The sequence below is a fragment of the Mycolicibacterium fallax genome (genome assembly GCF_010726955.1).
GTDB classification, from domain to species: domain Bacteria; phylum Actinomycetota; class Actinomycetes; order Mycobacteriales; family Mycobacteriaceae; genus Mycobacterium; species Mycobacterium fallax.
Window position 1 is genome coordinate 3,326,817 of sequence record NZ_AP022603.1, and the last position, 20,638, is coordinate 3,347,454.

At 72.7% G+C, this 20,638-nt stretch carries 18 protein-coding genes; 12 read left to right on the forward strand and 6 right to left on the reverse strand.

Translation table 11 applies throughout. From position 1 onward, the window contains the following. Positions 1-92 precede the first annotated feature (92 nt). Entirely contained in the window at positions 93-1,211 is a 1,119-nt protein-coding gene (locus G6N10_RS15915) for a DUF5631 domain-containing protein (RefSeq protein WP_163742533.1), read from the forward strand. Here G6N10_RS15915 and G6N10_RS15920 read toward each other — a convergent pair. From G6N10_RS15920 to G6N10_RS15930, 3 genes are read right to left on the reverse strand one after another with little or no spacing between them, the layout of a single operon-like run. After that, entirely contained in the window at positions 1,208-2,464 is a 1,257-nt protein-coding gene (locus G6N10_RS15920; RefSeq protein WP_085094887.1) for a polysaccharide biosynthesis protein, read from the reverse strand. The genes G6N10_RS15915 and G6N10_RS15920 overlap by 4 nt on opposite strands. A gap of 28 nt (positions 2,465-2,492) precedes the next feature. After that, the gene (locus G6N10_RS15925) at positions 2,493-3,818 is read right to left on the reverse strand and encodes a M1 family metallopeptidase (protein WP_085094885.1); all 1,326 of its coding nucleotides are present in this window, start codon (positions 3,816-3,818) and stop codon (positions 2,493-2,495) included. After that, the gene (locus G6N10_RS15930; RefSeq protein WP_085094883.1) at positions 3,815-7,699 is read right to left on the reverse strand and encodes a Pls/PosA family non-ribosomal peptide synthetase; all 3,885 of its coding nucleotides are present in this window, start codon (positions 7,697-7,699) and stop codon (positions 3,815-3,817) included. The genes G6N10_RS15925 and G6N10_RS15930 overlap by 4 nt, the downstream gene beginning before the upstream one ends. Before the next feature lie 206 nt (positions 7,700-7,905). On the opposite strand from G6N10_RS15930, the gene G6N10_RS15935 reads away from it, so the two are divergent. Next, on the forward strand, positions 7,906-8,871 hold the full coding sequence (locus G6N10_RS15935) for a TerC family protein (protein WP_085094881.1): 966 nt from the start codon (positions 7,906-7,908) through the stop codon (positions 8,869-8,871). A 169-nt stretch (positions 8,872-9,040) separates the two neighbouring features. Here G6N10_RS15935 and G6N10_RS15940 read toward each other — a convergent pair whose 3' ends face one another. After that, positions 9,041-9,529, reverse strand: a complete 489-nt coding sequence (locus G6N10_RS15940) for an inorganic diphosphatase (protein ID WP_085094879.1) — start codon at positions 9,527-9,529, stop codon at positions 9,041-9,043. 132 nt (positions 9,530-9,661) lie between these two features. Here G6N10_RS15940 and dacB point away from each other — a divergent pair, with 132 nt between their 5' ends. The 4 genes from dacB (at position 9,662) to hpt (ending at position 13,647) form a co-directional block, all read left to right on the forward strand. Further along, on the forward strand, positions 9,662-11,041 hold the full coding sequence (gene dacB / locus G6N10_RS15945; protein WP_085094877.1) for a D-alanyl-D-alanine carboxypeptidase/D-alanyl-D-alanine endopeptidase: 1,380 nt from the start codon (positions 9,662-9,664) through the stop codon (positions 11,039-11,041). Then, complete coding sequence (locus tag G6N10_RS15950) at positions 11,038-12,075, forward strand: Rv3626c family coenzyme F420 biosynthesis-associated protein (RefSeq protein ID WP_085094875.1); 1,038 nt, start codon at positions 11,038-11,040, stop codon at positions 12,073-12,075. Before dacB ends, G6N10_RS15950 begins: the two co-directional genes overlap by 4 nt. Then, complete coding sequence (gene tilS / locus G6N10_RS15955; RefSeq protein ID WP_085095086.1) at positions 12,054-13,010, forward strand: tRNA lysidine(34) synthetase TilS; 957 nt, start codon at positions 12,054-12,056, stop codon at positions 13,008-13,010. The genes G6N10_RS15950 and tilS overlap by 22 nt, the downstream gene beginning before the upstream one ends. 64 nt (positions 13,011-13,074) lie before the next feature. Continuing rightward, entirely contained in the window at positions 13,075-13,647 is a 573-nt protein-coding gene (hpt, locus tag G6N10_RS15960) for a hypoxanthine phosphoribosyltransferase (protein WP_109750469.1), read from the forward strand. 7 nt (positions 13,648-13,654) lie between these two features. Here the strand turns inward: hpt and G6N10_RS15965 are convergent, their stop codons facing one another. Both G6N10_RS15965 and G6N10_RS15970 read right to left on the reverse strand, forming a co-directional pair. After that, a complete protein-coding gene (locus G6N10_RS15965; protein WP_085095084.1) occupies positions 13,655-14,386 on the reverse strand; it encodes an SIMPL domain-containing protein in 732 nt (243 codons plus the stop codon). A gap of 10 nt (positions 14,387-14,396) precedes the next feature. Next, positions 14,397-15,278: an alpha/beta fold hydrolase gene (locus G6N10_RS15970; RefSeq protein WP_085094871.1), complete on the reverse strand. Its 882-nt coding sequence runs from the start codon at positions 15,276-15,278 to the stop codon at positions 14,397-14,399. A 152-nt stretch (positions 15,279-15,430) separates the two neighbouring features. Between G6N10_RS15970 and ftsH the strand changes: the two genes are divergently transcribed. The 6 genes from ftsH to G6N10_RS16000 are packed head-to-tail and all read left to right on the forward strand — an operon-like array spanning position 15,431 to position 20,636. Beyond that, the gene (ftsH, locus tag G6N10_RS15975) at positions 15,431-17,821 is read left to right on the forward strand and encodes an ATP-dependent zinc metalloprotease FtsH (protein WP_085094869.1); all 2,391 of its coding nucleotides are present in this window, start codon (positions 15,431-15,433) and stop codon (positions 17,819-17,821) included. A 17-nt stretch (positions 17,822-17,838) separates the two neighbouring features. Then, complete coding sequence (gene folE / locus G6N10_RS15980; protein WP_085094867.1) at positions 17,839-18,459, forward strand: GTP cyclohydrolase I FolE; 621 nt, start codon at positions 17,839-17,841, stop codon at positions 18,457-18,459. Further along, positions 18,456-19,295: a dihydropteroate synthase gene (folP, locus tag G6N10_RS15985; RefSeq protein ID WP_085094865.1), complete on the forward strand. Its 840-nt coding sequence runs from the start codon at positions 18,456-18,458 to the stop codon at positions 19,293-19,295. The genes folE and folP overlap by 4 nt, the downstream gene beginning before the upstream one ends. Continuing rightward, complete coding sequence (gene folB, locus G6N10_RS15990; RefSeq protein WP_085094863.1) at positions 19,292-19,651, forward strand: dihydroneopterin aldolase; 360 nt, start codon at positions 19,292-19,294, stop codon at positions 19,649-19,651. Before folP ends, folB begins: the two co-directional genes overlap by 4 nt. Next, positions 19,648-20,163: a 2-amino-4-hydroxy-6-hydroxymethyldihydropteridine diphosphokinase gene (gene folK, locus G6N10_RS15995; protein ID WP_085094861.1), complete on the forward strand. Its 516-nt coding sequence runs from the start codon at positions 19,648-19,650 to the stop codon at positions 20,161-20,163. The genes folB and folK overlap by 4 nt, the downstream gene beginning before the upstream one ends. Continuing rightward, complete coding sequence (locus tag G6N10_RS16000) at positions 20,160-20,636, forward strand: DUF3180 domain-containing protein (protein ID WP_085094859.1); 477 nt, start codon at positions 20,160-20,162, stop codon at positions 20,634-20,636. Before folK ends, G6N10_RS16000 begins: the two co-directional genes overlap by 4 nt. The last annotated feature ends 2 nt before the right edge of the window (positions 20,637-20,638 follow it).

Sequence of the window (20,638 nt, forward strand, 5' to 3'; positions counted from 1 at the left end):
CATTGCCAGGGACCGCCCCGCCCCTCCCGCCCGCCCTCACCCCCCAAGGCCTCGTCGACAACTTCACCGAGGGCATGCGCACGGGCACGCCAATGTCGATCGCCACGGGTGAGGCCGCCTCGGCGGCGCTCCCGGTCCACCCGTCGCCCGTCGCGCCGATGCCGACACCAACGCCGCCGCCGCTGCCACCCGTCGAGCCGGGGCACGTGGAGTACGCGGCTGCGCCGCCGGGGCCAGCGGCACCGGCAGAGAACAGCTACCAGCCGGTGGTGCTCGGGCAGGCGCCGCCGGCTGCCGTAGTGCCTCCCGCCCCAATGGCGCCAACACCACCGCCGGCACCCGCGGTGCTGCCGACCTACGGCTCGGACCTGCGCCCCGCCGCCCCCGCACTCCCACCGCCGCTGCCGCCGGCGCTGCCGGCGGCAGCGGCGGTGGGACCGGCAGCCGGCCACGGCCTCATCAACCAGCCCGCCGTCGTCCGGCAACCCGTCACCCCGAACCCGCTCGCGGCTACAGCAGCCCAAGCCCAAACCCAGGTCCCAGCGCCCACCGCCGCGGCCTTCGCAGTCGCCACCGGCGCGACCATCGGGGCACTCGGCGAGGAGCAGGCGGCTACCGAGCATCTGCGGCGACTCCTCAACGCCGTCGCCCGCCAACAGCCACTGCTGGCCTGGGCGATCGGGGAACACCCGGACGGCAGCACCGTCGTCGTCACCGACCTGGCCAGCGGTTGGCTGCCTCCCGGCATCGAGATCCCGGCAACGGCATCGGTTCTCGACCCGCGACCACGCCGCGGCGGGATCGAGGAGTTGCTCGGCGCGGCCGTCCGCGCGGTTACCCACCTGCCGGGCCAGCACATTCGCCAGGGCGGCGAACCGGTCAACCTGTCCACCCGCCCGGTGTCTGCCCCGCCGATCGACGATCTGGGCTGGCAACTCGGCAGCGCCACCCAGTGGCGGGACGGGCTGCCCCGGCTGGCGCACACCCTGGCCCGGGCGGTCGCCGCCGGCACCGGGGTGCTCGACAGTGAGATGGCGCTGCTGCGTGAGCATCTGGGCGCCGCGGCGGCCGCGGTGCTCGCCGGCTACCCGCACCCCGATCCGGCCGCCGTGGGCAACTGGCAGCTCCTGGCCTGCATCGGGGCGCTGGCCGCCGGACGTGCACGCGCGGCGAACTACCACCTGGCCTGGTTCCTCGCGCTGAACCCTTAGGTCCGCGCCAGCGCCCCCAGGTGCACCGCGATCCCCACCAGCGGCCCGCACACCAGCGCCACCACGGTCCGCTGCTCGAGTTCCAGCGGCAGCATCAACAGCAGCGCCGCCGCGACGGTCGCCCCGACCCACCCCAGCGAGTAGGCCCGGTGCAGCGCGGCGGCCACCGTCGCGGCGCCGGTCACGGTGAGCACCGCGATCGCCACCGCGCCGGCGGTCAGCCAACCCAGCAGTGCCCCGGGGGCCACGTACTCCGGGCCGAAACCGGCCCGCATCAGCCACGGCCCGGTCAGGTAGGCGGCTACCACACCCAGCCCGCCGATCACCGCGACCAGCGTCACCGGCCGCATCAGCGCCCGCAGCCGATGCCCGCGCTCGTCGACGAAATGCGCAATCAGGTTGCCCTGCATGGCGGTCAGCGGCACCAGCAGCGGCGCCCGGGTCAGCGTCACCGCCAGGATCACCACGCCGCCGGTCGCGCCGAGCTCACCGGAGGTGGCCTGCAGCAGCACCGGGAAACCCATCACCAGGATGGCGCTGGCGCCGGCCGCGGCCACCGCGTGCGAGGCCCCGCGCAGAAACGATCGGGGCGTCTCGTGGGCCACCAGCCCCGCGGCGTGCCGGGTGATCGGCGAGGCGAGCAGCAGCAGCAGCCAGGCCACCGACCCGGCAACCGTCGCCCACAGGAAACCGCCCAGGCCCCACCCGATCAGCACCGTCGCCACCGCGACCGCGACCCGGATGCCGGCGTCGGTCACCATCAGCGCGCCGTACTGGGTCCACCGGTTGTCCCCGGCGAGCACCCCCAAAAGTGTTGCGTGCAGGCAGAAACAGGCCAGCCCCACCGCCAGCAGCAGCACCGACAGCACGGTGTGCTCGACGAAAACGTGCCCGGCCCAGCCGATTGCGGTCCCGACGATCAGCAGCCCGGACACCAGCCCGACCCCGGCGGCCACCCGCATCGGATGGGTGACCGCGCCCGCCGGAGCGCCGACCGTGCCCGCCGACCGCAGTGCCACCCCCGAAGAACCCCCAGCCCCGGCCAGCCGGATCTCCCGGGTGCTCTGCTGCAGCAGCCCGTTGGCCGCCCCGGTGAACAGCCCGAACGCGCCCCAGAACACCCCGAAGATGGAGAACCCGGCCGGCTCCAGATCGCGGGCGGCCAGGTACAGCACCAGATAGCCGCACACCGCGGTCACCGCGGTGGCCACCCCGACGCGGGCCACGCTGGACCGGGTGGCGGGTCCGGTCACCGCGCGGCCAGTCGCGAACCGGCGGTGATCACGGCGCGTCCAGCGGCGGCACCGGCCGGGAAAACAGCCAGGCGTCCCACAGCCAGCGCAGCGACGAGCGGTGATACTTGGCGGCCAGGCCGAGGAAATCGTCGGTCACCACCGAGGAATGCCGGTAGCGCGTCGTCCAATCCTGCAGCAGCGCAAAGAAGTTCTCGTCGCCGATCTCGCAGCGCAGCACGTGCAGGGTCAGCGCCCCGCGCTTGTACACCCGGTCGTCGAACATGTCGGCCGGGCCCGGGTCGGCCAGCAGCAGGTCGGCGGGGGCGTCGGTCAGCTTGCGGTGATAGCGCCGGGCCAGGTCCCCGGCCGACAGCCCGCCGGCGTGCTCGGACCACAGCCATTCGGCGTAGCAGGCGAAGCCCTCGTGCAGCCAGATGTCGCGCCAATGCCGCACCGTCACGCTGTTGCCGAACCATTGATGCGCCATCTCGTGGGCGATCAGCCGCTCCGAATCCCGGCTGCCGTCACAGTGATTGGCGCCGAAGATGGACACCCCCTGGGCCTCCAGCGGAATCTCCAGCGAATCGTCGGTGATCACCACGGTGTACCCCGAGGACAGCGGGTAGGGCCCGAACAGCGTGGTGAACAGCTGCATCATCTGCGGCTGCTTGTCGAAGTCGACCGCGAAGCTGCGCTTGAGCCGGGCCGGCAGCACCGCCTGCATCGGCACCGGCGACTTGGGGATCCGCACCGTCTCGTACATGCCGATCTGCAGGGTGACCAGATAGGCCGAGGTCGGTTCGGGCAGTTCGTAGACCCAGGTGGTGCGCCCGGCCCGCGCCTTGCGGGACACCAGCTCGCCGTTGGACACCACCCGGTACGGGCTTTCCGCGCTGATCTGGATGTGATAGCTGGCCTTGGCGCTCGGGTGGTCGTCGCACGGGAACCACGACGACGCCCCGTTGGGCTGCCCGGCGACCAGCGCACCCTCCTCCAACTCCTCGAAACCGACCTCACCCCAGGGGGTTTGCAGCGGTCGCGGCGAGCCGGAATAGCGGACCGTCACGGTGAATGCCGCGCCGGCCGGCAGTGGCGCGGCCAGGGTGATGTTCAGCTTGTCCCGCGCGGCCCGGAAGTCCTTGGGCGCCTTACCGTTAACCAGTACCTTCGAAACCCGTAGTGCCGCAGACAGATCCAGTGAGAAACTGGACAGTGAGGCCAGCGTGACGGCGGTGATCGTCACCGTCCCCTCCAGCCGGTTGATCGCGACCTTGTAGTCCAGCGCCAACTCGTAGCGCGACACCCGGTAGCCGAAGTTGCCGACCCCCGGGAGGTAGGGGTCGATGACCGGCGCCTTCTTCGTCTTGCTCATTTCTTTTTCTTCTTCGAAACCTGCCACGGCGCAATCGGATTGCCCTGCCAGCGGGTCGACGGCGGGACCTCGTCGCCGCGCATCACCAGCGAGGCCGGGCCCACCGTTGCGCCCGCGCCGATCCGGGCGGCCGGCAGTGCCACGCAGTGCGTGCCCAGCGTCGCGCCGTCCTCCAGCACCACGGTATCCATCCGCATGATCCGGTCGTGGAACAGGTGGGTTTGCACCACGCAGCCGCGGTTGACGGTCGCCCCGTCGCCCAGCCGCACCAGATCCGCCTCGGGCAGCCAATAGGTTTCACACCACACCCCGCGCCCGATCGAGGCGCCCAGTCCGCGCAGCCACAGGTTCATCACCGGGGTGCCGGAGGCGGCGCGGGCGAACCACGGCGCGGCGACCGTCTCGACGAAGGTGTCCGACACCTCGTTGCGCCACACGAACGACGACCACAGCGGATGCTCGACGGTGCCGATCCGGCCGACGGTGATCCACTTGGCCGCCACCGCGATCACCCCGGCGATCGCCCCGGCGGCAAGCAGCACCAGCCCGCACCCGGCGGCGGCCACCGCGAAACCGAACCGCAGTGCCAGCCACTGCAGCGCCACCAGCACCGCGACGCCGATCGTGAAGCTCGCCATCACCGGGATCACCCGGCAGGTCTCGGCGATCGAGCGGGCGATCTTGAGCCGCAGCGCCGGGTGGAAGGTGCGCACCGCGTCGGCGTCGGTGGGCTGACGGCGCAGCCGCATCGGCGGGCTGCCCAGCCACGACGAGCCGCGCTTGGCCTTGCGCGGGGTGGCCGAGAGCACCGCGACCAGCCCGTCGTCGGGCACCCGTCGGCCCGGCTGGGTGATGCCGGAGTTGCCCAGGAACGCCCGGCGGCCGATCGTCGCCGTCGCCACGTGGATCCAGCCGCCGCCCAGCTCATAGGAGGCCACCGAGGTGTCGTCGGCCAGGAACGCGCCGTCCTCCACCACGGTGAACTTCGGGATCAGCAGCGCGGTGGAGATCTCGGTGCCGCGGCCGATCTTGGCGCCCAGCAGCCGCAGCCACGGCGGGGTCAGCAGCGCGGCGTAGATCGGGAACAGATAGTTCCGGGCGGCGTCCATCAGCCGCTCGGTGGCCCACAGCTGCCAGCCGCAGCGGCTGCGGACCGGGTGGTAGCCCTCCCGCAGGCCGATCGAGGCCAGCCGCACCAGCAGCACCGTCAGCAGCGCGTAGCTCGCGAACGAGGCCAGCGCGGCGACCGGCACCCACGGGGCGGCGGCGAGCATCGCCTCGGGCAGGGTTGCGGTGGCGCGCACCGCGTACCCGAGGATCGCCAGCCCGACGGCCAGCGCGGCCAGCGGCAGCGCGGCCAGCAGCATCGAGGTGATCCCGTAGATCGGCACCCAGTGCACGGCGCGCGGCGGGCGGTGATCGGGCCAGGGGTGCCGGGCCTTGCCGGACTTCACCGCCGGCGAGCCCCGCCAGAACTGGTTGTTCTTCACCTTGCCGACCACCCCGGAGCCCGGCGCGACGTCGGCGTTCTTGCCGATCACCGCGCCCGGCAGCAGGGTGGTGCGGGTGCCGATGGTGGCGTCGTTGCCGACGATCACCGGCCCGACGTGGAACAGGTCCCCGTCGATCCAATGCCCGGACAGGTCCACCTCCGGCTCGATCGAGCAGCGGTGCCCCAGCGACGCCATTCCGGTGATCGGCGGCGCGGAGTGCAGGTCAACGCCCTTGCCGACCTGGTTGCCCAGCGCGCGGGCGTAGTAGACCAGCCACGGCGCGCCGGCCTGGTTCTCCGCGCCGGACGCCTCGGCGAGCCGCTCGGCGATCCACACCCGCAGGTGCTCGGAGCCGCCGCGCCGGTAGCTGCCCGGCTGCAGGCCCGACAGCATGGTCCGGGCGGCCAGCGCGGCGATCCCCATCCGGCCGACCGGGGTGATGAACAGCAGGAACGCGATCGTCACCCACCACCAGCTGATCGGCGCCAGCCACGGCACCGGGGTCAGCGCGGCGGCCACATTGTTCAGCAGCGCCAGCCAGGTCACCCACTGCAGTCCGGACAGCGTGGCCAGCGGGATGGACAGCAGCACCTGGGCGAACTGGGTGCGCCGCGGCGTCGGCGCGACGATCCGCGGCTCCACCGCCTTGGCCGGGTTCATCTCGTCGAGGAAGCCGGCCAGCGAACCGAGCCGGGGATGGTCGTAGAGCTGGGCGACGGTGACCTCGGGATAGCGCCGGCGCAGCGCGGCGACCAGCTGCGCCGCCGACAGCGAACCGCCGCCGAGGGCGAAGAAGTCGGCCTCCGGACCGTCGATCGAGGCGCCGAGCACATCGCGCCACAGCTCGGCCAGCCAGCCCATGGTGCCGCCCAGGTCGGGGCCGTCGTTGTCGGCGCCGCCGGGCGGCGGCCAGGGCAGCGCATCGCGATCGACCTTGCCGGAGGTTCGGGTGGGCAGCTCGTCGATCAGCACCAGCCGGGGCACCAGCGCCGCGGGCAGCGCGGTGGCCAGCGCGGCGCGGGCCGCGGCCAGGTCGAAGTTCGGGTCGGCCGAGGCGATGTAGCCGACCAGCAGGGGAGTGCCGCTGGCGGTCTTGCGGACCGCCGCCGCCCCGCCGGACACCCCGGGCAGGTGCACCAGCGCGTTGTCCACCTCGCCGAGCTCGATCCGCCGGCCGCCGACCTTCACCTGGTCGTCGGCGCGGCCCTGGAAGTACAGGCCGTCGGGCTCCAGCCGGACCAGATCGCCCGAGCGGTAGGCCCGCGACCAGCCCAGCGTCGGCATCGGCGCGTACTTCTCGGCGTCCTTCTCCGGGTCCAGGTAGCGGGCCAGACCGACCCCGCCGATCACCAGCTCGCCGATCTGCCCGTAGCCCACCGGCACGCCGTCGGCGTCGACGACGGCCAGGTCCCAGCCCGGCAGCGGCAGCCCGATGCTGACCGGGCTCTCCCCGTCCAGCCGGGAACCGCAGGCCACCACCGTCGCCTCGGTGGGGCCGTAGGTGTTCCACACCTCCCGGTTGTCCTCGCCGGCGGCGAGTCGCTCGGCCAACTCCGGCGGGCAGGCCTCGCCGCCGAAGATCAGCAGCCGCACCTGCTCGAGCGCCTCGGCCGGCCACAGCGCGGCCAGCGTCGGGACGGTGGACACCACGGTGATGTCCCGCGACACCAGCCACGGGCCCAGGTCCATGCCGCTGCGGACCAGCGAACGCGGGGCGGGCACCAGGCAGGCGCCGTGCCGCCAGGCCAGCCACATCTCCTCGCAGGACGCGTCGAAGGCCACCGACAGCCCGGCCAGCACCCGGTCGTCGGGGCCCAGCGGGTTGTCCTGGCAGAACATCTGCGCCTCGGCGTCGACGAACGCGGCGGCGTTGCGGTGCGTGACGGCGACACCCTTGGGGGTGCCGGTGGACCCGGAGGTGAAGATGATCCAGGCGTCGTCGCGGCCCAGCGGCCGCCCGGCCTGCCAGCCGCGCGACGAGCCGGGTCCGCGGACCAGGCCCTTTTCGGTGATGATCCCGACCACCTGCGCCTCGCCGAACACCAGCTCGGCGCGCTCGGGCGGGTCGTCGGCGTCGACCGGAACGTAGGCCGCGCCGGCGGCCAGGGTGGCCAGGATCGCCACGTACAGCGAGTAGCTGCCCGACGGCATCAGGATGCCGATCCGGTCGCCGCGGCCGATGCCGCGGGCGGCCATCCAGGCCACGCTGGACTCGATGTCGGCGATCAGTTCGCTGTAGGTCAGTTGGACGGTGCCGTCGTCGATGGCGGCGGCGTCGGGGTAGCGCGCCGCGGTCTCGTAGAGGATGTCGACGAGGGTGCGCGGCGGGGTTGCGCGATCGGACAGCCGGTACTGGTCGGGAATGGCACGCACGTCCTCAGCTGTCACACCGCGATCCTATGCCGGGGCTCGCGGGCCACGATTTCCCCGCGCCGGGCGCAGCTGTCACACTGTTGGGCGAGGGGAGTATTCCTTCGCCGCGGTGCCGTCATCACGTCGACTGCCACCAGGAGACCGGTGCCGCGGGTCGGGTTCGCGACGGCGGCCCGGCGGCAGAGACCTCGGGCGTATTTCCGCGACCGGAGGCTTCTCGTATGCACGTATCCACCCTGGAATGGGCGATCACGCTGAGCGTGACCATCGCCGTCCTGCTGTTCGACGTCATCGTCATCGCCCGCCGTCCGCACGAGCCGACGATGCGCGAATGCGGCGTCGCCCTGTCGGTGTACGTGGGTCTGGCGCTGGCGTTCGGCGCGTTCGTCTGGAACTTTCACGGCAGGCAGTTCGGCCTGGAGTTCTACGCCGGCTGGCTCACCGAGTACAGCCTGTCGATCGACAACCTGTTCATCTTCATCATCATCATGGCCAGCTTCCGGGTGCCGCGGAAGTACCAGCAGGAGGCCCTGCTGGTCGGCATCATCCTGGCGCTGGTGTTCCGCGGCATCTTCATCGCCCTCGGCGCGGTCGCCATCGAGCGGTACTCCTGGGTGTTCTACGCGTTCGGCGCGTTCCTGATCTACACCGCGATCAAGGTGGGCCGCGACTCCGACCACAGCGACGACACCGAGAACGCCGTCGTCCGGTTTGCCCGCAAGCGGCTGAGCTTCACCGACACCTGGGACGGGCTGCGGCTGTGGGTGCACGAGGACGGCAAGCGGCTGATGACGCCGATGTTCCTGGTCATCCTCGCCCTCGGCAGCACCGACCTGATGTTCGCGCTGGACTCCATCCCGGCGATTTACGGGCTGACCCAGCAGCCGTACCTGGTGTTCACCGCCAACCTGTTCGCGCTGATGGGGCTGCGCCAGCTGTACTTCCTGATCGGGGACCTGCTGGACCGGCTGGTCTACCTGCCGCAGGGGCTGGCCGTCATCCTCGGGTTCATCGGCGTCAAGCTGATCCTGCACGCCCTGCACGAGAACAGCCTGCCGTTCATCAACGACGGCCGGGGCCTGCACGTGCCGGACATCCCGACGCTGTGGAGCCTGGCGGTGATCATCCTGACGCTGTTCGTCACGATGATCGCGAGCCTGATCAAGACCCGGATGGCGCGGCGCTGAGCCGGGCGCTGCGTGGTTGCGCCCAGCGCTCACCTGGGTACGGGACACGCCGACGCGGGTGTACCAGGTTGCGCGCTCACGGCAAAAAGGGGCCGCGCTACAAGGGCGAGCGCGCCAAAAGGGGGTACCAGGGTGAGCGCGGCAAAAGGGGGCCGCGCCCCAAAAAGGCTCAGTGCCCGGTGGCCTTGAAGCGCTCGATGGAGCGCTGGATCTCGGCCTCGGCCTCGTCGCGCCCGACCCAGTCGGCGGCCTTGACGTACTTGCCCGGCTCCAGGTCCTTGTAGTGCACGAAGAAGTGCTTGATCGCGTCCAGCTCGAAGCTCGACACGTCGGTGATCTCCTTGATGTGGTCCCAGCGCTTGTCGCCGGCCGGCACGCAGAGCACCTTGGCGTCGCCGCCGGCCTCGTCGGTCATGTTGAACATGCCGATCGGGCGGGCCTCGACGATCACACCGGGGAACACCGACTGCGGCAGCAGCACCATGGCGTCCAGCGGGTCGCCGTCCTCGCCGAGGGTGTCCTCGATGAAGCCGTAATCGGCCGGGTAGCCCATCGGGGTGTAGAGGTGGCGGTCCAGGCGCACCCGGCCGGTGGCGTGGTCGACCTCGTACTTGTTGCGGTCGCCCTTGGCGATCTCAATGGTCACGTCGAATTCCACGCCGCACGGCTCCTTCGGTTGGGACAGGCTCGGCGGGAACTTTATCGCGGCCGCGCCCGCCGGCCCAGACCCCGCCCCCGCCACGGCGCGCGCACCGACCCGCGGCGCGGCCGGGGCGATACCCTGCATGCCATGCATCCCAACCGCTGGCGCCGGGGCCGCTACGTCGCGTTCGGCTCGGTGGTGCTGACGCTGATCGTGGTGGCGGTGATGGTCGCCGCGCTGCTCGCCGACGGGGACCGCACGCCCGACGCCGCGCTGCCGCCGGTCCCGGCCGCGATCACCCCCGACCCCGGCGTCGTCCCGGTGTCGGCGACGGCGCCGATGCCGACAACCAAGGGCCTGGCCGCCGCGCTGGCCGGGCCGCTGGCCGACCCGGACCTCGGCGCGCTGACCGGCCGGATCGCGGATGCGCTGACCGGCAGGCAGCTGTGGGCCCAGGGCGCCGACGTGCCGATGCAGCCGGCGTCGACCAACAAGGCGCTGACCGCGGCCGCCGCGCTGCTCACGCTGGACCGCGAGGACCGGCTGACCACCCGGGTGGTGGCCGCCGACCAAACCGACCAGCCCGGCGTCATCGTGCTGGTGGGCGGCGGGGACACCACCATCTCCACCGCCGCGCCGGGCACCCCGACCTGGTACCGGGGCGCCGCCCGGATGTCCGACCTGGCCAATCAGGTGCGCCGCAGCGGCATCAAGGTGACCGCCGTGCAGGTCGACACCTCGCTGTACAGCGGCCCGAAGCTGGCACCGGGCTGGGACCCGGAGGACATCGAGGGCGGCGACATCGCCCCGATGGAGTCGGTGATGATCGACGGCGGCCGGGTCCAGCCGACCACCGTCGAATCCAAGCGGTCGATGACCCCGGCGCTGGACGCCGGCCGCGCGCTGGCCGCCGCGCTGGGCGCCGACCCGGACACCGTCACCACCGCACCCGGCCCGGCCACCGGCCGCGAGCTGGCCTCGGTGCAGTCCGCGCCGCTGATGCAGCGGCTGACCGAGATGATGAACGCCTCGGACAATGTGATGGCCGAGGCGATCGGCCGCGAGGTCGCCGCCGAGCTGCACAAGCCGCTGAGCTTCAACGGTGGGGTCGCCGCCGTCACCGCCGCCCTGACCGGGATCGGCATCAACCTCAAGGGCGCCGTGCTGCGCGACGGCAGCGGCCTGTCGGTCGACGACCGGCTGACCGCCACCACCCTCGACGAGGTGATGTCGGCGGCCACCGGCTCGCAGCACCCGCAGCTGCGCCCGATGCTGGATCTGCTGCCGATCGCCGGCGGCAGCGGCACCCTCGGCGACCGTTTCCTGGGCGACGCCAACCGCGCCACCGCCGGCTGGTTGCGCGCCAAGACCGGCTCGCTGACCGGCACCAACGCGCTGGCCGGCGTCGTCACCGACCGCTCCGGGCGGGTGCTGACCTTCTCCTTCCTGTCCAACGGCGCCGGACCGACCGGCCGCACCGCGATCGACAACCTGGCCGCGGTGCTGCGGACCTGCGGCTGCACATGACCGAGGCCAGCCCGGCGCGCGCGGTGGACTGGGCGATCGCCGCCGAGCTCGGCGCCCGGCTGGCCCGGCCCGGCCCGCCGATCTCCGACTACACCCGCAGCCAGGTGATCGCCGCGCTGGCCGACGCCGCCCGGCGCGCCGAGCCGCTGGTCCGCGAGGTCAGCGGCCTGTCGGCGGGCGGCCCGGTGCCCGAGGCCGGCATCGTCGACCGGGCGCAGTGGATCCGCGCGGCCGCCGGCGGCATGCGCGCCATGCTGGGGGGCGCCGAGCCGGGCCCCGGCCCGGGCGGGCTGGCCGGGCTGGCGGCGGCGGCCGCCGGCCGGATCGCCGGCGTGCAGACCGGCGCGGTGCTGGCGTTCATCTCCTCGGGCATCCTCGGCCAGTACGACCCGTTCGGCGCCGACGGGCCCAAGCTGCTGCTGGTGTACCCCAACATCGTCGCCGTCGAGCGGCAGCTGCAGGTGCGGCCCGAGGACTTCCGGCTGTGGGTGTGCCTGCACGAGGTCACCCACCGGGTCCAGTTCACCGCGAATCCGTGGCTGGCCGGCTACATGTCCGACACCCTGGCGGTGCTGACCGCCGACGCCGGCGACGACGTGACCGCGGTCCTGGGCCGGCTGGCCGACTACGTCCGGGACCGCCGGGACGGCGTGATCGGGCTGCTGCGCGCGGCGGCGGCCGAGCCGCAGGCCGCCGCCCTGGACCGGTTGCTGGTGCTCGGCACTCTGCTGGAGGGCCACGCCGACCACGTGATGGACGGCGTCGGCCCGGCCGCGGTGCCCTCGGTCGGCACCATCCGGGCCCGCTTCGACCGGCGCCGCGGCCGCCAACAGTCGCCGATCCAGCGGGTGCTGCGCGCCCTGCTCGGGGTCGACGCCAAGATCGCCCAGTACACCCGGGGCAAGGCGTTCGTCGACGCCGTCGTCGGACAGGTCGGGGTGGCGCGCTTCAACGCGATCTGGACCGGCCCGGACACCCTGCCGCTGCCCGACGAGATCGACGTTCCGCGGCGCTGGATCGACCGGGTGCTGTGAGCGCCGCCGCCCGGGTGCGCGCGGCGGTGGCCGGGTTCGCGGCGGGCGTCGACGGGCCGTGGTGCGTGGCGCTGTCCGGCGGCGCGGACTCGCTGGCGCTGACCGCCGCCGCGGCGGCGCTGCGCCCGACCGTCGCGCTGATCGTCGACCACCGGCTGCAGGACGGGTCGGACCGGGTCGCGGCGAGGGCCGCCGAGCAGGCGCTGGGGCTGGGCTGCCAGGCCGCGGAGATCCTGACGGTCACCGTCGGGGCGACCGGCGGCCCGGAGGCCGCCGCCCGCACCGCCCGCAACGCCGCGCTGCAGGACGGCAGGGGCGGCCGGCCGGTGCTGCTCGGGCACACCCTCGACGACCAGGCCGAGACGGTGCTGCTGGGGCTGGGCCGGGGCTCCGGGCCGCGGTCGATCGCCGGCATGCGGACCTGGGCCCCGCCCTGGGGCCGGCCGCTGCTGGGCCTGCGCCGCGCGGTCACCGCCGCCGCCTGCGCCGAGCTGGGGCTGACCCCGTGGGCCGACCCGCACAACACCGACCCGCGCTTCACCCGGGTCCGGCTGCGCACCGAGGTGCTGCCGCTGCTGGAGGAGGTGCTCGGCGGCGGGGTCGCCGAGGCGCTGGCCCGCACCGCGGCCGCCCTGCAGGAGGACGGCGACGTGCTCGACGACGCCGCCGCCGCGGCGCTGGCCGGCCTCGACGAGCCGATCGCCGCGGCGGCGCTGGCCGGCCTGCCGACGGCGGTGCGGCGACGGGTGCTGCGCGGCTGGCTGCTGGCCGGCGGCGCGGTCCGGCTGACCGACCTGCAACTGCGCGCGGTCGACGCGCTGGTCACCGACTGGCGCGGCCAGGGCGGGGTCGCCGTCGGCGGCGGCGCCCCCGGCGCGCGGTTGTTCGCCGAGCGCCGCGACGGGGTGCTGCGACTGCGTCAGGAGCCGATCTGAGCGCCCGGGCGGGCCGGTGAACCCGGGGTGTTCGCGGCCGGGGCGCGCATGGCACGCTGTCCAGGTGTCCGCGCACCCCGAGCTGTATCCCGGTGACATCAAGTCGGTCCTGCTGTCCGAGGAAGCCATCGCCACCCGGACCGCCGAGCTGGCCGAGCAGGTCGCCGCCGATCACCGCGCCAACGGCGGCGATCAGGACCTGCTGCTGGTCACGGTGCTCAAGGGCGCGGTCATGTTCGTCACCGACCTGGCCCGCCGGCTGCCGGTGCCGACCCAGCTGGAGTTCATGGCGGTCAGCTCCTACGGGCTGTCCACCTCGTCGTCGGGGGTGGTGCGCATCCTCAAGGACCTCGACCGCGACATCAACGACCGCGATGTGCTGATCGTCGAGGACATCGTCGACTCCGGGCTGACGCTGTCCTGGCTGCTGCGCAACCTGGCCACCCGGCATCCGCGGTCACTGCGGGTCTGCACGCTGCTGCGCAAGCCCGAAGCCGTGCGCGCCGACGTGGACATCGCCTACATCGGCTTCGACATCCCCAACGAGTTCGTCGTCGGCTACGGGCTGGACTACGCCGAGCGCTACCGCGACCTGCCCTACATCGGCACCCTGGAGCCGCACGTCTACACCAGCTGAGCTGGGGTCAGTTCAGTTCCCAGTCCACGTTGACGGTGAAGCCGACGGTCTGCTGGCCCGGCTCCAGCGGCACCGGGGAGGCCATCGCGGCGCGCGGGCCGACCGGGTTGGGCGGCAGCTCGACCTGATCGGCGGACTCGGAGATGGTCAGGATCTTGCCGAGCTGCATCCCGGCCATCTCGGCGTACTGCTCGGCGCGGTCCCGGGCATCCTCGAACGCCTGGGTCCGGGCGTCGCGGACCAGCTGGGAATCGTCGCTGATGGTGAACTTCACCGAGTTGATCCGCAGCGCGTCGCCGCCGTTGAAGACCACGATGCCGAGGATTTTCGAGGCCGAGCCGACGTCGCGGATGGTCACGTTGATCGAGTTCGACGCCTGGTAGCCGGTGATCGCGGTGCCGTCCGGCCCGAACTGCGGCTGCAGCGTCACATTGGTGGTGGCGATGTCGGACTTGCTGACCCCGGCGCCGACCAGCGCGTCGATCACGGTGCGCTGCCGGTCGTTGGCCTGGTTCATCGCGGTGGTGGCGTCGGCGGCGGTGTAGTTGATCGCCGCCATGGTGTTCAGCGTGTCGGGGGTGCCCTGCACCTGGCCGGTGCCGGTGACGCTGACCGTGCGCGGGGTGCCGTTGGCGCTCGGCGGCGGGGCGTCGCAGCCGGCCAGGCCGACGGCCAGCGCGGTGATCGCCGAGGCGGTGCCGAGACGGACGAGGGTGCGGGATCTTCCGGCGCTGGGCATGTCCTGCACCCTAACTGTTGCGCCAGTCGGCCAGGGCCGGGCTGCACAGGAATTCGATCAGCTCGGCGTTGACCTCGGCGGGGCACTGCTGGGTCAGCCAGTGCCCGGCGCCGTCGATGATTCGCTCCCGGTACCGCCCGACGGCGACCTGGCGCGCGCGGTCGGCCCGCAGGAACCCGGCCAGCGGGTCCGCGCCGCCGACGATGAACAGGGCCGGGGTGTCGAAGGTGGCGCCGGCCAACTCGGGGGTGCTCGCCCAGTTCCGGTCGAAATTGCGGTACCAGTTCAGCCCGCCGGTGTACCCGGTGCGGGTGAACTCCGCGACGTACCGGTCGAACGTCTCGTCGTCGAGCCAGTCCGGGCGCCCGCCGAACACCCCCGCGACGGTGCCGGCCGGGTCGGCGCCCAACTCGGCGTCGGCCACCCCGGGCCGCTGGAAGCGCAGGATGTAGAAGTCCGGGCCGAACTTCGCGAACGCCTCGGTGGGGGCGATCTTCGCCCGCGGCACCGGTGGCACGCTGATCCCGACGGTGCCGGCCACCCGGTCCGGGTGCAGCATGGTCAGGTTCCACACCACCGTCGCGCCCCAGTCGTGGCCGACGAAGACCGCCCGGTCGGCGTCGGTGAGCGCGTCGAGCAGCCCGATCAGGTCGCCGGTCAGGGCGTGGATGTCGTAGTCGGTGACCGCCTCCGGCCGCGACGATCCGCCGTAGCCCCGCTGGTCGGGGGCCAGCACGTGGAATCCGGCGGCGGCCAGCGCCGGGATCTGCTGCCGCCAGCCCAGGGCCAGGTCGGGGAAGCCGTGGGCCAGCACCACCACCGGGTCACCGACCCGGCCCGCCTCGGTGACCCGCAGGCTCACTCCGTTGACGGCGACATTTCTGACCGGCATCGGTCCAGCCAAGCACGTTGCGCCGGGCGGGTCGAGGGGCCGGATTCCGACGGGCGGGCCGCTCCCCGTCGGCGTCACGGTAACCTGTGAGGTGCCCCGGGAGCGCACGTGGAAGGACCTGACCGGCCCGCACCTTCGGCCGAAAGCCAACGATGAACCGAAAAACTGTCGTCCGTACGTTGACCGTAGTCTTCGCCCTGCTCGTGGTGGGCCTGTTGATCTTCTATTTCAGCGACGACACCCGCGGCTACAAACCGGTCGACACCTCGGTGGCCGTCGCCCAGATCGCCGAGAACAACGTCGAATCCGCGCAGATCGACGACCGGGAACAGCAGCTGCGGCTGGACCTCAAGGACGGCAAGGCCGCCACCGAGGACTCCACCAAGATCATCGCCAAGTTCCCGACCGGCTACGCGGTTCCGCTGTTCAACGACCTGAGCGCCAAGGGCGCCAAGATCAACACCACCGTCAACCAGGGCAGTGTGCTGGGCTCGCTGCTGATCTACATGCTGCCGCTGCTGCTGTTGATCGGCCTGTTCGTGATGTTCTCCCGGATGCAGAGCGGCGGCCGGATGGGCTTCGGCTTCGGCAAATCCCGGGCCAAGCAGCTCAGCAAGGACATGCCCAAGACCACCTTCGCCGACGTCGCCGGCGCCGACGAGGCGGTCGAGGAGCTCTACGAGATCAAGGACTTCCTGCAGAACCCCAGCAGGTATCAGGCGCTGGGCGCCAAGATTCCCAAGGGCGTGCTGCTCTACGGTCCGCCCGGCACCGGTAAGACGCTGCTGGCCCGCGCGGTCGCCGGCGAGGCCGAGGTGCCGTTCTTCACCATCTCCGGCTCGGACTTCGTCGAGATGTTCGTCGGCGTCGGCGCCTCCCGGGTGCGCGACCTGTTCGAGCAGGCCAAGCAGAACAGCCCGTGCATCATCTTCGTCGACGAGATCGACGCCGTCGGCCGGCAGCGCGGCGCGGGCCTGGGCGGCGGCCACGACGAGCGCGAGCAGACCCTCAACCAGCTGCTGGTCGAGATGGACGGCTTCGGCGACCGGCAGGGCGTCATCCTGATCGCCGCCACCAACCGGCCGGACATCCTGGACCCGGCGCTGCTGCGCCCGGGCCGCTTCGACCGTCAGATCCCGGTGTCCAACCCGGACCTGGCCGGCCGCAAGGCGGTGCTGGCGGTGCACGCCAAGGGCAAGCCGATCGCCGCCGACGCCGACCTGGACGGGCTGGCCAAGCGCACCGTCGGGATGTCCGGCGCGGACCTGGCCAACGTGATCAACGAGGCGGCGCTGCTGACCGCCCGGGAGAACGGCACCATCGTCACCGGGGCGGCGCTGGAGGAGGCCGTCGACCGGGTCGTCGGCGGGCCGCGGCGCAAGAGCCGGATCATCAGCGAGCACGAGAAGAAGATCACCGCCTACCACGAGGGCGGGCACACCCTGGCCGCCTGGGCGATGCCGGACATCGAGCCGATCTACAAGGTGACGATCCTGGCCCGCGGGCGCACCGGCGGGCATGCCGTCGCGGTCCCCGAGGATGACAAGGGCCTGATGACCCGTTCGGAGATGGTCGCCCGGCTGGTGTTCGCGATGGGCGGACGGGCCGCCGAGGAACTGGTATTCCGGGAGCCGACGACCGGCGCGTCCTCTGACATCGAGCAGGCCACCAAGATCGCCCGCGCGATGGTCACCGAGTACGGCATGAGCGCCAAGCTCGGCGCGGTGAAATACGGCACCGAGCACGGGGATCCGTTCCTGGGCCGCACCATGGGCAGTGCGCCGGACTACTCGCACGAGGTGGCCCGCGAGATCGACGAAGAGGTCCGCAAGCTGATCGAGGCCGCGCACACCGAGGCCTGGGAGGTGCTCACCGAGTACCGCGACGTGCTTGACGAGCTGGCCGGCGAGCTGCTGGAGAAGGAGACCCTGCACCGCAAGGAGCTCGACCGGATCCTGGCCCGGGTGACCAAGCGGCCGCGGATCACCGCGTTCGACGACTTCGGTGGGCGCATCCCGTCGGACAAGCCGCCGATCAAGACCCCCGGCGAGCTGGCCATCGAGCGCGGCGAGGAGTGGCCCCGCCCGACCCCGGAGCCGGCGTTCAAGGCGGCGATCGCCCAGGCCACCGCCGAGGAGGCCGCCCGCGAGCCCGGCCAGCCCGGCGGCAATGGGGCGCCCAACGGCGCCCCCGGCTACCAAACCCCCTACGGCGCACCGAGTTACGCCGGCCAGGGCAGGCTCGGCCCCGGTGCCCCGGACTACGGCACCCCGGAGCACGGCGCCCCGGACTACGGCGCCCCGGCCGGCTGGCATGCGCCCGGCTGGCCGCCCCCGGAGCAGCCGCCGCGGCACTACCCGGCGCCGCAGAACCCGCCGCCGCCGGCGCACTACCGGCCGCCGGACTACCCGCAGGCCGGGTACCCGCCCGCGGGGTACCCGCAGGCTCCGGCCCCCGAGGGGCAGGCGCGGCACCGCCAGCAGCCGCCGCCGGAGCAGTACCCCGACGACGCGAACCGGCCGCGCCCGCCGGCCCATGGGTGAATACCAACGGAGGCCCGATGACGACGCAGGCTCACCCCGCGCCCCGGCAGGCCGGCGCCGAGGACTACCCGGTGTTCGACCAGCCCCGCGCCGAGGCGGCGGTGCGCGAACTGCTGCTCGCGATCGGTGAGGATCCGGACCGGCAAGGGCTGCGGGACACCCCGGCCCGGGTCGCCCGATCCTTCCGGGAGATCTTCGCCGGCCTGTACAGCGACCCGGATGCGGTGCTGGACACCACCTTTGACGAGCAGCACGACGAGCTGGTGCTGGTCAAGCAGATCCCGATGTACTCGACCTGCGAACACCACCTGGTGTCCTTCCACGGCTTCGCCCATGTCGGCTACATTCCCGGCGTCGACGGCCGGGTGACCGGGCTGTCCAAGATCGCCCGGGTGGTCGACATGTACGCCAAGCGCCCGCAGGTGCAGGAACGGCTGACCGGTCAGATCGCCGACGCGGTGATGCGCAAGCTCGACCCCCGCGGGGTCATTGTGGTGGTCGAGGCCGAACACCTGTGCATGGCGATGCGCGGGGTGCGCAAGCCCGGCGCGGTCACCACCACCTCGGCGGTGCGCGGACAGTTCAAGACCGACAAGGCATCTCGCGCCGAGGCGCTGGAACTGATTCTGCGTAAATGACCCCCGGTCTGGGCAGTGGCGTCCAGGTGCTGGGCGTCGTGAACGTCACCGATGATTCGTTTTCCGACGGTGGCCGCTTCCTCGATCCCGAACGCGCTGTGGCGCATGGCCTTTCGCTGCTGGCCGACGGGGCGTCGATCATTGATGTGGGCGGCGAGTCGACCCGGCCCGGCGCGGTGCGCATCGATGCGGAGGTCGAACTGGGCCGGGTGCTGCCGGTGATCCGGGCGCTGGCCGGCGCTGGCGCGACGGTCAGCATCGACACCATGCACGCCGACGTCGCCGCCGCCGCGCTCGCGGCCGGGGCCGGCCTGGTCAACGACGTCTCCGGCGGCCGCGCCGATCCGGGCATGGCGCCGCTGCTGGCCGAGGCGTGCGTGCCGTGGATCCTGATGCACTGGCGCTCGGTGTCCGCCGCGGCGCCGCACGCCGTCCCCGCATACGCCGACGTGGTCGCCGAGGTGCGCACCGAACTGCTGGCCGCGGCCGACGCGGCGGTGGCCGCCGGCTGCGCGCCGGAGAACCTGATCATCGACCCGGGCCTGGGCTTCGCCAAGGACGCCCAACACAATTGGGCGCTGCTGCACGCGCTGCCGGAGCTCGTCGCCACCGGGCTGCCGGTGCTGGTGGGGGCCTCCCGGAAACGTTTCCTCGGTGCGCTGCTGGCGGGCGCCGACGGCGCGCTGCGGCCGCCAGCCGGCCGGGAGGTCGCCACCGCGGTGATCTCCGCGCTGGCCGCCGAACACGGCGCCTGGGGCGTGCGGGTGCACGACGTCGCCGGCACCGTCGACGCGGTCCGGGTGGCCGGGGCCTGGAGTGCCGGAGGACCGCGGTGACCGACCGAATCGAACTGCGCGGCCTGACCGTCCGCGGCAACCACGGGGTCTTCGAGCACGAGCGGCGCGACGGCCAGGACTTCATCATCGACGTCACGCTGTGGATGGACCAGCGCCGCGCCGCGGCCAGCGACGAGCTGGCCGACACCTACGACTACGGGGTGCTGGCCCAGCGCGCCGCGGAAATCGTTGCCGGGCAACCCCGCAACCTGATCGAGACGGTGGCCGCGGAGATCGCCGAGGACGTGCTGGCCGACGCCCGGGTGCAGGCCGTCGAGGTCACCGTGCACAAGCCGTCCGCGCCGATCCCGCTGAACTTCGCCGACGTGGCCGTGGTGGCACGGCGATCCCGGTGAGTACAGCGGTGCTGTCGATCGGCAGCAACCTCGGGGACCGGCTGGCGCTGCTGCAGTCGGTGCTCGACGAGCTGGCCAGCCGGGTGCGCGCGGTGTCCGGGGTGTACGAGACCGACCCCTGGGGGCCGGTGCCCCAGCAGGCCTTCCTCAACGCCGTCGTCATCGCCGAGGCCGAGCTGGACCCGATCGGCTGGCTGGAGCTCGGTCAGGCCATCGAACAGGCCGCCGGCCGGGTCCGTGAACTGCACTGGGGCCCACGCACCCTCGACGTCGACGTGATCACCGTCGGCGATCCGGCGCCGGTGCGCCGGGACACCGAGCGGCTGACCCTGCCGCACCGCTACGCCCGGGAGCGGGCCTTCGTGTTGGTGCCGTGGCTGGACGCCGACCCGGCCGCCGAACTCGAGGTGGACGGGGTGCTGCGCCCGGTCGCGGAGCTGCTGGCCGCACTCGGCCCCGACGAGCGGGCCGCGGTGCGGGCCACCGACTGGGAGTTACGCCGTTGCGGATGACCCGGATTCGTGAGCTGCTGGTCGTCGCGGCGCTGGCCGCGGTGGCCGGATTCCTGGCGGTGCTGCAGATGTACCGGTGGTTTCCGCCGATCACCTTCCGCAGCGGCATCTCGCTGCTGGTGCTGGCGATCGGGGAGGCCGGCTGGGGCTGGTACGTGCGGCGCAAGATCGCCGACGGCGAGATCGGCGTCGGCGGCGGCCGGCTGCACCCGCTGGCGGTGGCCCGCAGCCTGATGATCGCCCAGGCCTCGGCGTGGGTGGGCGCGCTGGTGTTCGGCGGCTGGGCCGGCATCTCGGTGTACCTGCTGGAGCACCGCGGCACGCTGGCGGTGGCCGCCGCGGACACCCCCGGCGCGCTGGCTGCGGCGCTGTGCGCGCTGGCGCTCGCCGCGGCCGGGATCTGGCTGCAGCACTGCTGCAAATCCCCGGGCGAGAGCACCGAGGACCCGGACGCCGACGCCCTGGAGGACTGAGG

What these genes read in the sequence shown, in the direction of transcription:
- G6N10_RS15915 (WP_163742533.1), top strand. Translation starts at nt 93, where the DNA reads ATGTCGATCGCCACGGGTGAGGCCGCCTCGGCGGCGCTCCCGGTCCAC.
- G6N10_RS15925 (WP_085094885.1), bottom strand. Translation starts at nt 3,818, where the DNA reads ATGAGCAAGACGAAGAAGGCGCCGGTCATCGACCCCTACCTCCCGGGG.
- G6N10_RS15935 (WP_085094881.1), top strand. Translation starts at nt 7,906, where the DNA reads ATGCACGTATCCACCCTGGAATGGGCGATCACGCTGAGCGTGACCATC.
- dacB (WP_085094877.1), top strand. Translation starts at nt 9,662, where the DNA reads ATGCATCCCAACCGCTGGCGCCGGGGCCGCTACGTCGCGTTCGGCTCG.
- G6N10_RS15950 (WP_085094875.1), top strand. Translation starts at nt 11,038, where the DNA reads ATGACCGAGGCCAGCCCGGCGCGCGCGGTGGACTGGGCGATCGCCGCC.
- G6N10_RS15965 (WP_085095084.1), bottom strand. Translation starts at nt 14,386, where the DNA reads ATGCCCAGCGCCGGAAGATCCCGCACCCTCGTCCGTCTCGGCACCGCC.
- G6N10_RS15970 (WP_085094871.1), bottom strand. Translation starts at nt 15,278, where the DNA reads ATGCCGGTCAGAAATGTCGCCGTCAACGGAGTGAGCCTGCGGGTCACC.
- ftsH (WP_085094869.1), top strand. Translation starts at nt 15,431, where the DNA reads ATGAACCGAAAAACTGTCGTCCGTACGTTGACCGTAGTCTTCGCCCTG.
- folE (WP_085094867.1), top strand. Translation starts at nt 17,839, where the DNA reads ATGACGACGCAGGCTCACCCCGCGCCCCGGCAGGCCGGCGCCGAGGAC.
- folP (WP_085094865.1), top strand. Translation starts at nt 18,456, where the DNA reads ATGACCCCCGGTCTGGGCAGTGGCGTCCAGGTGCTGGGCGTCGTGAAC.
- G6N10_RS16000 (WP_085094859.1), top strand. Translation starts at nt 20,160, where the DNA reads ATGACCCGGATTCGTGAGCTGCTGGTCGTCGCGGCGCTGGCCGCGGTG.